The organism is Pseudoalteromonas sp. MMG006 (assembly GCF_018101025.1).
Lineage (GTDB): Bacteria > Pseudomonadota > Gammaproteobacteria > Enterobacterales > Alteromonadaceae > Pseudoalteromonas.
In genome coordinates this window covers 32,153-46,290 of the sequence record NZ_JAGJEJ010000001.1, presented here as the reverse complement: position 1 = coordinate 46,290, position 14,138 = coordinate 32,153, and the positions used below count along the sequence as shown (strand labels likewise).

15 protein-coding genes are annotated in these 14,138 nt (G+C 38.5%); 9 read left to right on the top strand and 6 right to left on the bottom strand.

Annotated elements, in window-relative coordinates:
• Positions 1–22 precede the first annotated feature (22 nt).
• The 3 genes from J8L73_RS00215 to J8L73_RS00205 form a co-directional block, all read right to left on the bottom strand.
• Complete coding sequence (locus tag J8L73_RS00215; RefSeq protein WP_210999006.1) at positions 23–1,150, bottom strand: response regulator; 1,128 nt, start codon at positions 1,148–1,150, stop codon at positions 23–25.
• A 54-nt stretch (positions 1,151–1,204) separates the two neighbouring features.
• Positions 1,205–3,199: an ATP-binding protein gene (locus tag J8L73_RS00210; protein WP_210999005.1), complete on the bottom strand. Its 1,995-nt coding sequence runs from the start codon at positions 3,197–3,199 to the stop codon at positions 1,205–1,207.
• 123 nt (positions 3,200–3,322) lie between these two features.
• Complete coding sequence (locus J8L73_RS00205; protein ID WP_211014077.1) at positions 3,323–3,808, bottom strand: GNAT family N-acetyltransferase; 486 nt, start codon at positions 3,806–3,808, stop codon at positions 3,323–3,325.
• An 81-nt stretch (positions 3,809–3,889) separates the two neighbouring features.
• Here J8L73_RS00205 and J8L73_RS00200 point away from each other — a divergent pair, with 81 nt between their 5' ends.
• The 6 genes from J8L73_RS00200 (at position 3,890) to J8L73_RS00175 (ending at position 9,394) form a co-directional block, all read left to right on the top strand.
• Positions 3,890–4,456, top strand: coding sequence for a glutathione peroxidase (locus J8L73_RS00200; RefSeq protein WP_211014075.1), 567 nt, complete (start codon positions 3,890–3,892; stop codon positions 4,454–4,456).
• Between the two features lie 78 nt (positions 4,457–4,534).
• Entirely contained in the window at positions 4,535–4,816 is a 282-nt protein-coding gene (locus J8L73_RS00195) for a peptidylprolyl isomerase (RefSeq protein ID WP_058547036.1), read from the top strand.
• Positions 4,817–4,873: 57 nt separating this feature from the next.
• Positions 4,874–5,452: a glutathione S-transferase family protein gene (locus J8L73_RS00190; RefSeq protein WP_211014073.1), complete on the top strand. Its 579-nt coding sequence runs from the start codon at positions 4,874–4,876 to the stop codon at positions 5,450–5,452.
• Between the two features lie 17 nt (positions 5,453–5,469).
• Positions 5,470–5,820: a DUF2750 domain-containing protein gene (locus J8L73_RS00185; protein ID WP_058547034.1), complete on the top strand. Its 351-nt coding sequence runs from the start codon at positions 5,470–5,472 to the stop codon at positions 5,818–5,820.
• 160 nt (positions 5,821–5,980) lie between these two features.
• Positions 5,981–6,661 (top strand): hypothetical protein, encoded by a 681-nt coding sequence (locus J8L73_RS00180; RefSeq protein WP_210999001.1) that lies wholly within the window; start codon positions 5,981–5,983, stop codon positions 6,659–6,661.
• A 159-nt stretch (positions 6,662–6,820) separates the two neighbouring features.
• Positions 6,821–9,394: a M1 family metallopeptidase gene (locus J8L73_RS00175; RefSeq protein ID WP_211014071.1), complete on the top strand. Its 2,574-nt coding sequence runs from the start codon at positions 6,821–6,823 to the stop codon at positions 9,392–9,394.
• A 105-nt stretch (positions 9,395–9,499) separates the two neighbouring features.
• On the opposite strand, the gene J8L73_RS00170 is transcribed toward J8L73_RS00175, so the two are convergent.
• Together J8L73_RS00170 and J8L73_RS00165 are read right to left on the bottom strand one after the other, a co-directional pair.
• Positions 9,500–9,865, bottom strand: coding sequence for a hypothetical protein (locus tag J8L73_RS00170; protein ID WP_210998999.1), 366 nt, complete (start codon positions 9,863–9,865; stop codon positions 9,500–9,502).
• A 64-nt stretch (positions 9,866–9,929) separates the two neighbouring features.
• Entirely contained in the window at positions 9,930–10,802 is an 873-nt protein-coding gene (locus J8L73_RS00165; RefSeq protein ID WP_211014069.1) for a hypothetical protein, read from the bottom strand.
• A 117-nt stretch (positions 10,803–10,919) separates the two neighbouring features.
• Between J8L73_RS00165 and J8L73_RS00160 the strand changes: the two genes are divergently transcribed.
• From J8L73_RS00160 to yjjG, 3 genes are all read left to right on the top strand, one after another.
• Positions 10,920–11,819 carry a phosphoribulokinase gene (locus J8L73_RS00160; RefSeq protein ID WP_210998997.1) on the top strand — a complete coding sequence of 300 codons (900 nt, stop codon included), beginning with the start codon at positions 10,920–10,922 and terminating at the stop codon, positions 11,817–11,819.
• A 64-nt stretch (positions 11,820–11,883) separates the two neighbouring features.
• Positions 11,884–12,423, top strand: a complete 540-nt coding sequence (gene yjjX / locus J8L73_RS00155) for an inosine/xanthosine triphosphatase (RefSeq protein ID WP_211014067.1) — start codon at positions 11,884–11,886, stop codon at positions 12,421–12,423.
• 18 nt (positions 12,424–12,441) lie between these two features.
• Positions 12,442–13,116, top strand: coding sequence for a pyrimidine 5'-nucleotidase (yjjG, locus tag J8L73_RS00150; RefSeq protein ID WP_211014065.1), 675 nt, complete (start codon positions 12,442–12,444; stop codon positions 13,114–13,116).
• An 83-nt stretch (positions 13,117–13,199) separates the two neighbouring features.
• Here the strand turns inward: yjjG and lpxC are convergent, their stop codons facing one another.
• The gene (gene lpxC, locus J8L73_RS00145) at positions 13,200–14,111 is read right to left on the bottom strand and encodes a UDP-3-O-acyl-N-acetylglucosamine deacetylase (protein WP_058547027.1); all 912 of its coding nucleotides are present in this window, start codon (positions 14,109–14,111) and stop codon (positions 13,200–13,202) included.
• Between the last annotated feature and the right edge of the window lie 27 nt (positions 14,112–14,138).

The following is a 14,138-nucleotide window of genomic DNA, read 5'->3' as shown; positions in this document are numbered from 1 at the left end:
AAACCTCAAAATTTAAAACATACTAGCTTTTTAATAACAACGAAAGATGTTGCTCAATTTCAGCAAAGGCTGCTTTTACCTGTTTTACAGACTCCTCTCTAGCAATTGAATTTTGGATTGTTTTATCTACTTTTTTATAAATAAACACCTCCTGATCTTCATCTAACCCCATTGTAGGAATACGCTCCTCAAGCTCTTCTTGTAATTGTTTAAATACTCTTTCGTTACTTTGGCGGTTCTCATTTAATAAGCTAATTAGCCCATGAAATTTGCTGTGTACCGCACTTGCAACAGCATTAAGTTTCGCCTGTTGCGACTCAAGCATTTTTTTGGTCATGATTGCGCGTAATTGTTGCTCGGTCACGCTTACAATAAAACACACGTGATCGCGTATGCGCCCGTGTTTATCTGGATCGTGATCTGGCATGTTTAAAATAAGCAGGCTAATCAGTTCATAATTAACTAAAATTCGGTGCGAAAATTCATGTAAACGCCCTTTATTTTTAAGCATTTCAAATAGCTCAACGACTATTGGCGAACATACACCATTTAGCGCAAAATGGCTTATTTCATCGCCCTGCCTAAATTCAACATTACTTTGTAAGTCAAATGATTTAAGGCAATCTATAAGTGCTTTACCTAGCTCTTCTGGTTCATTAATAAACCCGATGTTTTCAACATAATTAACTATTTCGCCCATTTCACTACTGTTGGCCATCGCATTAAATGCTGTAGAAGTCGCGTCTTCAACTTGCTTTTCGAGGCTTTGTTTTTCAATAAGTACTTGGTTTAAGTTTTTGAGTTTTGATTTAAGTTCATCGTGTCCAAATGGCTTTACAATATAATCCTCGGCACCTACTGAATAGCCTTCCATTCGCTCTTCAACAGTACCGCGTGCTGAAACAAACATAACAATTATATGCGCTGTATTAGGGTTAGCCTTAAGTGCTTTACACACCTCATAACCGTTCATTTGCGGCATACTTACGTCGAGTAATATAACCTGAGGCATATAATCTTCAACCATGCCTAAGCATTCTGGACCGCTGGTTGCTACTTGCAATTCAAAATCAAGTTCCTCTAAAATTTCTTCAATTATTTCAAGGTTAAACGGCTCGTCATCGACGGCAAGAATTTTAGTTAAGGCCATAATTTATCATCCATTCAAATTCTTAAAAAAGGTTACTTGGCTTGCCAAAAATAATTAGTGGTTTTGCTGCTCTAATTGCTCTTCGGCCAAATGTTCATCTAGATTTATTTCCAGTGGCACTTGTATGCATACTGTTGCACCACCGTTTTCGTTATTTTGCGCGGTTATTTCACCTTGATGTAAAGACACAAACTCCCTACATAAGGCAAGGCCTAAACCGGTACCGCCTGCACCACTATTTGTTTTACTACTTTGTGCAAACTTAGTAAAAATATGTTCGAGCTCATCCTCAGGTATACCAATGCCGTTATCAATCACTTCTATTATGGCAAGCTCATTGTTTGACTCAAGAGTTACTTTAATTTTGCTTTTTGGCTCACTAAATTTTAAGGCGTTGCCGAGTACATTTCGTAATAACTGATTTATTTGTTCTTCATCGCACTGTGCAATAACGGGTAGTGGTTGGGCAATAAAAGCTATTTCTATTTCTTTTTCCATAGCAGTACCCGATACATCATCAATGCTTGTTTTTATAATATTTGCTAAGTTGTATGGTCGAGGGTTAAAGGGAAATTTACCCACGTCGAGTTTAGATAAATCGAGCAAGTTGTTAAGTAGTGAAAGTAGGCGCTCACCACTACTTTCAATGCGAGATAAGTATTTTACGAGTTTTTCTTTAGCAAAATCGCCAGCAGCTAATTTGCTCAAGCCAAAGCGCGAAAAGCTTAATATTGAATGCATTGGTGTACGTAACTCATGCGACATGTTGGCCAAAAACTCTGATTTACTAAGATTGGCAGCTTCAGCGACATTTTTAGCATGCTCAAGTTGCGAGGTACGCGCTCTTACTTGTTCCTCAAGTACATCTTTTGCTTCTAACAGTAAATCTTCTTTTTGCTTAAGGTGCGTTACATTTTTAAAAATAACAGCAAGGGCTATATCACCATGGTGATCTATTTCGTTAAAAGAACCCACCAGCGGAATGTAACCCCCCGTCGTTTTAGCTAAACGCAAATCACAACTAAATTGACGATTACTATTTAGCGTTGAAATTTTATCTTTAATACCGCTAATAGAATCCTCATCTAAAAAGCTAAATACAGATTTACCTTCCAGTTCATTAAACGGTAAATTAAACAGCTTTAAACATGCATCATTAGCTTCTATTACTTTACCACCGCGCTGAAACAGCATGATGGCATCGGGTGTATGTTTATAAATAACTTGAAGTAGGCTGTCTTTTTCGATTAATGCATCTACGGTATCTTGAAGCCTTTCAACAAGCTCTGCGTTGTCGCGTTTTAGTAGCTCTGTTTGCCATAGTTTATGTACCGACTGAAGTAAAACACTGTCATTTAAAGGTTTAATGAGTACATCTTCTACGCCTTGGCGAATAGCCTCTATCATCGAAACTTGATCAGGACGAGAGGTAAATAACAAACAGCGGCAATGTGATTGCGAAACTTTTAAGCGTGAAAAAATATCTAACCCAGTACCATCATTTAAAATAAAATCGCTTATGAGTATGTCTATGTGCTTATCTTTACTTATTTCTAATGCTTGGGTGCTATCAGTGGCTGTATAAGTTTCTATGTGCGCACCAACCAAACTGGTTTTCATTTTTTCAAGGCGCTCAGGGATATGGTCAACTAATAAAATGGTTGGCAGTTTTAATATATGATTTGAGCCAAGTTCAAGTAGGCTCTCTAGCAGTGAAGTGATTTCTTTATTGGAAAAAAATGGGTAAACCACCGTTGCATTAGGTGCAACATGGTTTAGCTCACTAAAGGCAGTTAATTGCTCACCGTTCTCAGCTTTAGGTGCAAGCAGCATAAAGCGCTCTTGCACAACTTCATTCGCAAGCGGTTTTATAGCATCTACAGGCACACCATGAGCGACTATAACAAGGTCATAGTCAGCGATCCGAGTGTACATTTCTAGCATGCTAAAGTGAATTAATTCGACTTCACATCCTATTAATTCTAAAAGCACCTTCACCCTCATGGCGATGATACTGCTACTATCAACAATTAATATTTTTCGAACCATCAAGCTACACTTAAAATTAATAAACTTAATATGTTAATAGCGTAGTCCATTTTTATTTAATTAGCATAAGTCCTTGTACTTATTTTGTAAAAAAATATAACTCAGATTTAAAACATCATTCTATTATAGGTGTTTTCCAAAAATAGTTAGGCTATATGGTGTATCGTCCATAATGGCAACATTAGGTAATTCGCCCCATACATTAAACTCAAAATGTTTAAATAACTTTATGCTTGGCACGTTATGACTGAAAATAAAACCTAGTAATACTTTAATACCTAACTGCTTAGCTTTTGTTTGAGCAAATTCCATTAACTTTTTACCTAAACCTTTACCTTGCGCTTTGCTGGTAATATAAATACTTATTTCTACTGTGCCATCGTAAGCTGGGCGGCCATAAAACGACTTATAACTAAGCCAAGCCAGCACTTTTTCTTCTTCGCAATAAACATAGATGGGGCGATTTGCAGTATGGCTATTAAACCACTCACGCTTTTGCTCCACGCTCACTTCTTCGGTATCAGCGGTCACCATTCGAGACGCAATTGTTTCGTTATAAATGGAGACTATTTCATTTAAATCATTAATATTTGCAAGACGAGTTGTCATAGTAACTTGAAGGGTTGATCAATTTTGTTCATATTAGCGTATGTTCCCCCTATCAAACAATCGTAAATGTAGGAGCTAGTTATGCTAAAAAAAATAATTTTAGGGTTAGCTGCTTTATGTATAAATATACCATTGCACGCACACGCGTTAACGAATGAAAGCGCAGAAGCATGCCAAGATTTTACCAATGTAGATATACGAAAGCTGCGTTCTGAGCAAACAATTAACTTGTGCCAGTTTAAAAATAAGCCTTTGCTTATTGTAAACACAGCCAGTAATTGTGGGTTCACCCCACAATTTAGAGGACTAGAGGCACTTTACAAACAATACGAAGACGAAGGGTTAGTAATACTTGGTTTCCCGTCTGACGATTTCTTTCAAGAAGAAAATGACGAAAAGTTAACGGCAAAAGTATGTTTTGTAAATTATGGGGTCACTTTTCCTATGTTTGCCACCAGCGAAGTACGCGGTAGTAATGCTAATGCAATATTTAAACACTTAAATGAGCAGACGAGTTCACCTAATTGGAATTTTTATAAATATTTGGTATCTGCTGATCGTAAAACAATTACTCGCTTTAACTCTAAAACTGAACCTTCATCAGCACGCTTAGTTAACGCAATTGAAAAAGCACTATCTAATAACTAAACTGGTACAATTAGCGTAACCTGACTAGACTAGTTTCAATTTTATTAAAAAACATTACTTTAAATCCAGGAGATTTTGATGACAGTAGCAAGCGCACGACACATACTTGTAGATAGCGAAGCACAATGCTTAGACCTAAAAACACAAATTGAACAGGGCGAAGATTTTGCTGAATTAGCAAAAGCACATTCTAACTGTCCTTCGGGTCAAGATGGTGGCGCTCTTGGTGAGTTTGGCCCAGGCATGATGGTACCTGAATTTGATAAAGTTGTATTCTCTGCACCTATTAACCAAGTGCAAGGCCCTGTGCAAACACAGTTTGGCTATCATTTACTTGAAGTTACAAGCCGTTCAGAATAACGTTGTGTTACTACAATAAACAAAAAGCCGCTTATGCGGCTTTTTTTAGGAGTATTTATGAAGCTTATTGGTACTGATGCCTCACCTTATGCTCGGCGCATAAGAATGTGGGCTCTTGAAAACAACTGTGATTTAGAATTTGTTACTTTAAATATATTTTCTGAAGAAGGCCGCCCTACCCTTGCTAATAATAACCCTGCACGCAAAGTACCTATTTTGGTTGATGGCGATCTCACGTTAGGCGATTCAAATACAATTTTACGCTACCTTCTTAAAAAAACAGCTAAGCCTGATCTGACATGGCCACAAGAGCAATTACTCACAATCGTTAATGCCTGCAATGATTCACTTGTTGAAATGGTGCTATGCAAACGCTCTGGTTTTGATACTCAAAGCGATAAACTATTTTTTAATCTGCAAAACGAACGCATTGCTGAAACATTAAGCTATTTAAATACACATTTAGCTGATGATGAATTTAAAAGCTGTGAATACCTCAACATCAGTTTATACTGCCTGCTTGATTGGATTTGCTTTCGCGAACTGACTGACTTTAGTCAGCACAGTGAGCTTGTTGCTTTTCATGAGCAATATAGCAAGCGCCAAGCAGCAATAAATACCAGTCCTAGTCTCTAATTTAAAAAGGTAAACACATGAGCGATATCGAAATAGAATCACAACTAGTTAGCTTTGTAGAAAAAGTACGTGTAAGCGAGCAAGTATGGGCACTAAGCAGCGATGATGGCGGCTTTGTTGTATGTGAGTCAAATCAGTTTGCAGAAACTGACGTATTACTTTTGTGGGAAAGCGAAGAAGCAGCTAAAGCTCAATGTAAAGACGAATGGGCTGAATATAGCCCAGCAGAAATCAATCTTGATGAATTTTTAGATGATTGGGTTGAGGATTTAAACGAAGATAGTGCTTTAGTTGGTCTAAATTGGAATGATGACCAAGTATGTGTAGAAATAGAACCTGTAGGTTTAGCACGCGCTTTAAGCGAATAATTTACGCTATAAACTGATAGCGAATAAAAACACCCTGCCTATTTTTATGCAGGGTGTTTTTGTTTAAGCAATTAAATAACCTAAATTCTAGAATCGATACTCGCATCTTTGTATAGTTTGAGTATAAAATAGAACACGTCATTACTTTCAAGGTATTACGTTGAAAACCCATCTTGGTCGTCGCCCTTTTTCAGCTATGGAACTGCATACACTTTATAGTGGATATATATATGGTGATGTTAAAGTTGCACGTGAGCAAGCCAAACATTGGCACTTTTGGCTGCCTTTAATCGCTTATTATAGCGGCGCGTATAGCGACGAAATAGGTTGCTTAACACTTGATGACCTTGTTTATGAGCATGGCAATTTATGTTTTAGCTTTCATACCCACGGAAAAATAAAACCGCGCTTAGTACCTGTGCATCAGGCTTTAATTGATGCAGGCTTTAATGACTACCTTAATTTTATTAAAGCCCGCGACCAGACCCGCTTAATGTTCGACTTACCAGCCAAAACAGGCCGCTATAGCGAAAAAGTACGTATATGGTTTTCCGGTGAAGGGGAGCGCGCTGGGTATTTGCAAAAATGCGCCATTCCTAATGTAGACCAATTAGGAATGAAAACAGCCATTAGCAGTCTGCGTCTTAACTTTGAGCAACAAATTCGTATTTATGCGCTGCAAGCAGGCTCAAAAGATGCCTTTAACTACTTAATGGGCTTTAACGAATATCAGCACGATAAGTTTGACGACATTTCATTATTAAATAATGTGATTCAGCAAATTCGTATCATTAACTCTCACGTGCATTGGACACGTTTTACCCTGCGTGAAAGTCATTGACAAACTTTGTTACTCTTTAGCCTCTTTTTGACTATTTTATCCAAGCTATAATCAATTACTCCATTCTAAAAAGCTGTTAGGATATCCACACTCTAAATAATTAACGCATAAAAAAGCCTATTTAGGGTAGTTTCTAACAACAACAATCTAGGGATTATTATGTTTTTTAAAAGCTTCTTAACGGTGAGCGTTGCTTTAGCAATGAATGCTGCAAACGCTAACGAATTCGTTATCGAAAAACTCGCAAAACCAAGCTCTCAGCAGGTATCGTTAACTCTCGACCCAAGCCAAGATACATTCACAGGGATGACTGAAATAGCCCTAGAAGTACTAAAACCAACAAAATACATTGAGCTAAACGGCGTAGCTTACGCTGTTAAAATGGCGCAACTACTTGGCGAAGAAAACTGTGATTTAAGTAATGAAATGCTTAAAACCGGTAAAGTTAAATTTAGCTGTAATGAGCAAATCCAACCGGGTAAATACACGCTTAAAGTTGATTTTTCTGCGCCTTATAACCGCCAAAGTGTCGGTTTATATAAAACGTTAGACCAAGGCACACCTTATTTATTTACCCAATTTGAAATGAATGATGCGCGTCGTGCGTTTCCTGTTTTTGATGAGCCAAATTACAAAATTCCATTTCAACTGACAATTACCGCGCCTACATCTCAAAAAGTATATGCCAATACCCCAGAGCTAAAAACAACCGTTAACGGCGATATGACCACTCACTATTTTGATAAAACGCCGCCAATTCCTTCATACCTTGTAGCGATGGCTGTTGGCCCGTTTGAAGAGTTAAACATTGAAGGCATGCCTATTCCTGGTCGTGTTATTACGCCACAAGGCAAAATTCACTTAGCCCAATACGCTAAAGAAAATATGCCAAAAGTACTGAGCGCACTTGAAGCCTACTTTGGTATTCCTTATGTTTATAAAAAACTAGACTCAGTTGCAGTTCCAGAATTCCCGTTTGGCGCAATGGAAAATTCTGGTCTGGTAACTTACCGTGAAGATATTTTACTAGTTGATTTAGCCGCTGCAACTCGCAGTAAAAAGCAGCGCAACGTGTCTATTATTGCTCACGAACTTGCTCACCAATGGTACGGTAACTTGGTAACCATGAAGTGGTGGAACGACTTATGGTTAAATGAAGCGTTTGCAAGCTGGATGGCGGCTAAAATTACTAAGCAGCTTAACCCTGAGTTTGAATCACACCTTGATTTACCGCAAAACAACGTAATGGCACTTGATGCTCGCCTAAGTACTAAACCTATTCGTAAGCCTATTAAAACCGATGCCGATATTATGGATGGCTTAGGCTTAGCATACTCTAAAGGTAGCTCAGTGCTTGCAATGGTTGAAAACTGGATTGGCGAAGATGCATTCCAAAAAGGTATTCAAAGCTATTTAAAAGCGTTTTCTTTTAAAAATGCCGAAGCTGCAGATTTATGGGAAGCGTTAGGTAAAGCGTCAAATAAAGATGTAGCAAGTGTTTTAAAATCGTTTATTGAGCAATCGTCTTTCCCACTAGTAAATGTTAAGCAGCAAGGTAAAAAGCTTACTATTTCGCAAAGCCGTTTTGCAAACGCCGGAGTTGATGCCCCTGCACAACTTTGGAATGTACCTGTAGCTATAAAATATGGCGCCGGCGATAAAGTAAAAACAGCTAATATTTTACTAAATAAACAAAGCCAAACGCTTGATCTAGATTTTGAACCTGAGTGGATTTACCCTGACCAAGGTGCTTTAGGCTACTACCGCTGGGTAATGGATGATGCACAATTTAGCGCACTTATTAAAAAAGCCCCTAGCGTACTAAGCGATCGTGAGCGCCTAGCACTGCTTTCAGCTACTGATGCATTACTTGATGCAGGTGTTATATCTGCAGCAAAATTAATGCAAACGCTTGAAGTATTTGTAAGCGATAACCACCCTCGCGTAGCAAATACCGCACTGGGTTACTTAGTATCGCAGCAGCGCACCTTTAAAGATGATAGCAATAAAGACCTATGGCCTGAATTTATTCGCGGTGCAGTAACACCTGCTGCTAAAAAATATGGTTTAGAAGCTAAAGCGGGTGAAGACGGTGCTATTGCACAACTTCGTGCGGCCGTTGTATCACGTCTAGGTTTTGATGGTGAAGATCAAAAAGTCATCAGTAAAGCGAAAGAACAAACACAAGCTTACTTAAAAGATCCGCAAAAAGTAGACCCTTATTTAGCGGGCACCTACTTAACACTTGCCGCTTTTCATGGTGATGAAGCATTACTTGATCAATTCATGACGACGTTTAAAACGACAAAAGATCCACAAGTACGTACGAACATGCTTGCTGCAATGAGCTTTTTTGGCGAGCCAAAACTTCAAAAAGCGGTATTGGCTTATAGCCTAACTGACGAGGTAACGGCTTCTGATATGCGTACTATTTTATCAGGCCAACGTTATACTGATGAGCGCCAAGCGCTATTTATAGATTGGGTATACAACAATTACGATAAAGTAACTGCAAGCTTGCCACCTTTCTTTATTCCTAACTTACCGTACTTTACAACAGCAAGTTGTGACGCACAGAGCTTAGCTAAAACTCAGGCCTTTTTTAACAAAAAAGTAGCTGATGTAGCCGGTTATGCACGTACATTGAGTAAACTAGAAGAAAGCACAAGCGATTGTATCGCTCTTAAAACACGCGAGCTTGAATCGGTTAATAGCTTCTTAAAAAGTAAGTAACTCTTAGATTCATTAAACTATAAAAATACAAAAGCCGCTGAATATTAAACTCAGCGGCTTTTTAATAAATATCTTAACCAAGTTTTTGCTTAACTAAGCCTTTTATTAACCACCAATGATCATAGTTAATTTAGCTACAAAGTCTTTTGCAGCTTGCTCTGAGTTTATTTTAAACGCCACGCCGTAATGAATTGGCTGAGCACTTTTAAATATACGCGTAGGGAAACGGGTCATTTCACTACTGTGAAAATAACCGGGGGCGCGTACAACCCCATCTATATCACTAAAGTCATCGCTAAACACTTCGAATGCTGGGCGAATTACAATTTTACCTTTACCACTTTCGCTGTGAGTGTAAAACGCTTCTTTAGAGTTTACTAACATGTACTCTGCAATGTTCTTAATTTTAAAATTACTTCTGCACTGTAATTTAATGAGCTGCTCTGTAAGCTCTTCTGCGCTGTAAGCCACGTTGTAAATCCTATAATAGTAAGTTGCGCAATACAGTAACGTATACGCACTGCAAAGTCCGAATTTATTTTACATCACACACAAAAGCGAGCTTATCATTGTTATAGCTCATACGAGTGATTGTAGTATTGCAGTAGGTAGTTAAATCTAGCCACTGTGAAACCTCATTATTACCTGTAAGCTGACGTTGATACACGCGGTTTTTAATTGCATAAGCAATCGTTGTATCATCTTTTAAAATAAAGTCTTGTACGTTTGCCGGTAACCTTAATAAGTCTTCAACTTGCTTAGTTTGTGCATTAAAGCTCGCTAAAATATGTTGATCGTTTTTAGTGTAACTAAATAAAAATTTAGCCATTGAATGATTATAAATTAAGGTCCGGCCAATATTACTTGCCGCAATATGCCCTTTGGCAGCCTCTACTGAGGTGTATTGCAATGTATGAGGCTCACCTAATATAAACATGACTAAATCATTTTGAATACCCCAAGCGTGGTAGCCTACAGGTTCTATCCAATCAAAAATACGACGTGGGCTTTGCTGTGTATCTAACGGGTACTCCCATAGTTTTTGCTTAGAATCCTCCTCAACCACAATGGCTGATAAACTCTTTTTGTTTGGCATAACTGTGGGAGAGTATTCACTTACAGGTGAGTTTGTAAGATTACTAACTTGTTTTGTAGCGAAATCATAATACGCAATATCTGTTTGGCTTTGCTGATTAGAGATAACTTCATGAGTAAAGTAAATACCAGTATTTGTTAGATAAGGTTGGTTGTTATAGCTCTTTTTATCACTTATCAGCTTAACTTGTACCCCAAAAGGCGTATTTAAATCAGCGAGTAATATTTGGCTCTTTGGCATGCTAGCATGCGCCACACTTAGGCTAAGCGCTGCTATTGAGAAGAGTCCGAGTAATGGGTTAATAAGTTTCATGCTTTCTCTCGTTTTAATTTTAAGCACCTCATGATAACGTTATTTGCTGGTGGCGTCACTTGAGCAGAGCCAGTAGACTTTTTATAACTAACGTGGTCCTTAAAAAGAGAAATAAACATGTCAGCTAAACATCCTATCATTGCTATTACAGGTTCTTCTGGTGCCGGTACTACTACCACCACTAATGCTATTAAACATATTTTTCGTAGCTTAAATATAGACGCAGCTTTTGTCGAAGGAGATAGCTTTCACCGTTACACTCGCCCTGAAATGGATAAAAAAATACGCGAAGCCCAACAAGAAAGTAAGCATATTAGTTATTTTGGCCGAGAAGCAAATGACTTTGGTGCACTAGAAACGCTCTTTAGCCAATACAGCGAAACAGGGCAAGGTAAGCTACGTCGTTACTTACATACTTTTGACGAAGCAGTGCCTTATAACCAATTACCGGGTACGTTTACACCGTGGCAGGATCTTGAATCAAGTACCGATTTAATGTTTTACGAAGGCCTGCATGGCGGTGTCGTTGATCAAGATCATGATGTAGCTAAACACGTTGATTTACTTATAGGCATGGTGCCTATAATTAACCTTGAATGGATCCAAAAGCTGATCCGCGATACCCAAGATCGTGGCCACTCTCGTGAAAAAGTAATGGATTCAATTGTACGCAGTATGGATGACTACATTAATCATATTACGCCGCAGTTTTCGCGTACTCATATTAACTTTCAACGTGTACCAACCGTTGACACTTCTAATCCTTTTAGCGCAAAAGATATTCCATCACTTGATGAAAGCTTTGTCGTTATTCGTTTTAGGGGAATTGATGATGTTGATTTTCCGTATTATTTACAAATGATCGAAGGCAGCTTCATGTCTCGTATAAACACGCTTGTGGTCCCTGGTGGGAAAATGGGTTTAGCGATGGAGCTGGTGCTTACCCCACTTATTAAAGATATTATTATTAAAAAACGTGCCTTAGAGAACTTAGCACCTTTGGATATACCAATATAACTAATCTTCTAAGGTCGAGTCTTCTCACGTACACTGCTGATTTATAGTAACAATAAGGGATATTGTGTCGTACTCATTAAAAATTGTTGTAGGTTCTAAAAACCCTGTAAAAATTAACGCTGCTAAACGTATTTTTGCAATGTATTTTCCTGAGCATGAGATTGATTGCCAAGGTGTTGATGCCCCCTCCAATGTACCAGATCAACCTATTGGCGAAGAGCAAACGCGCATTGGTGCACAAAACAGAGTAACCTTTTGCAAAAACACCTATAAAGCAGACTACTTCTGTGCAATGGAAGGCGGCGCAGAGCAATTTAGTTACGGTGCGGCAACCTTTGCCTATGTAGTAATTAATAACGGTTCAGAGCAATCTGTAGGACGCAGTAGCAGCTTACCCTTACCTCAAGTTTTATATAACGCACTGTTAAACGGTGAGGAGCTTGGCGACGTAATGGATAAAGCCTTTAATACTCAAAATATCAAGCAAAAAGGTGGCGCTATTGGGCTTCTTACTAATAACCATGCAACCCGTGAAAGTACTTACACTCAAGCACTTACTTTAGCTATGGCACCATTTTTACACCCTGCTTTATATAGCAAATGAATTAATTTAGGAAGTTTAATGAAATACAGTTATGTACTGTTTGATGCCGATGAAACATTGTTTAGATTTGATATTCTCGCGGGTATGACCCGTATGTTTAAAGCATACGGTATACAGTTTACTAAAGATGATTATGTACATTATCAAAAAACCAATAAGCAGTTGTGGCTAGATTATCAAGATGGAAAAATTAGCGCTGATTACTTGCAGGTAACCCGCTTCAACGAATGGGCTGAAAAACTAGATGTATCAGCCAAAGAATTAAATGATGCTTTTTTAGATTCTATGGCGCAAATTTGCGAGCCTTTACCCGGCGCTATTGAGCTTTTAAATAAACTCAAGCCACACGCTAAATTAGGTATCATAACTAACGGATTTGCCCGCTTGCAGACTGTGCGTTTAGAGCACACTGGTTTAAAAGATATGTTTGAGTGGTTGGTCATATCAGAGCTCGTGGGAATAGCAAAACCTAATAAAGCTATTTTTGAGCATACTTTTGAGTTAATGGGTAACCCCGATAAGAGCCAAATATTAATGGTGGGTGATACTGCCTCAAGTGACGTACTTGGCGGTAATAACGCTGGTATTGATACGTGTTGGCTACAACATCCAGGGGAGCAGCTGCCGGAAGGTATAACTCCGACTTATACAATAACCACCTTAGATCAATTGCAGTCCATTCTTAAAATTTAGCTAAATTAAAAGCAAAAAAAATGACGCTATTTAGCGTCATTTTTTATAACTGTATGTGAGCGTGTATTTTTTAAAATACTAAGTTAGGCAGTCGCTAACTCAAGGCCGGGTGCAGGCATCGTAACAGGCGTTTCAAATGTTGCCCACTCCCATGCTGACTCTGTCGCCATAACTTTACGAAGTAACTTATTATTTAAATCGTGACCCGATTTAAATGCCGTCACTTTACCTAAAAGGTTGTGCCCTGTCATAAACATGTCACCAACACAGTCTAGTATTTTATGCTTAACGAACTCATCGCTGTAGCGTAAACCATTAGGGTTTAAAACTTTAAACTCATCAAGTACTACTGCACTATCCATGCTACCACCTAGCGCTAGGTTGTTAGCATGCATGTATTCTATATCTTTCATAAAACCAAAAGTACGTGCGCGGCTAATTTCTTCAGTAAAGCTTTGTGCCGTAATGTCTAAACCAACACGTTGGCGACTTTCGTTAATTGCCGGATGATCAAAAGCAATTTCAAAGTCGATATGAAAACCATCATATGGTTCTACTTCGGCCCATTTATCGCCTTCTTCAATACGTACTTTTTCTTTAATACGAATAAAGCGTTTTGCGACATTTTGCTCTTCTATGCCGCCTTTTTGTAACAAGTATATAAATGGTAATGCACTACCATCCATAATAGGTACTTCTGAGCTATCTAATTCTACAATTAGATTATCAATACCCATTGCAGCAACCGCTGCAATTAAGTGCTCGGTAGTAGATAAGCGAACGCCATCTTTGTTTATTAAACAGGTACATAACTGCGTATCACCAACGGCTTCAGGTGTTGTTTCAAATTCAACAACCGGATCAAGGTCCACACGACGAAATACAATCCCAGTATTTGCGCTCGCAGGTCGGAGAGTTATTGTGACCTTCTCACCTTTATGAAGTCCAATTCCTATGGCTTTGACTACTTGTGCAATCGTACGCTGTTTAATCATAGGTTCGCTCACTTTAAAATCAGTTAC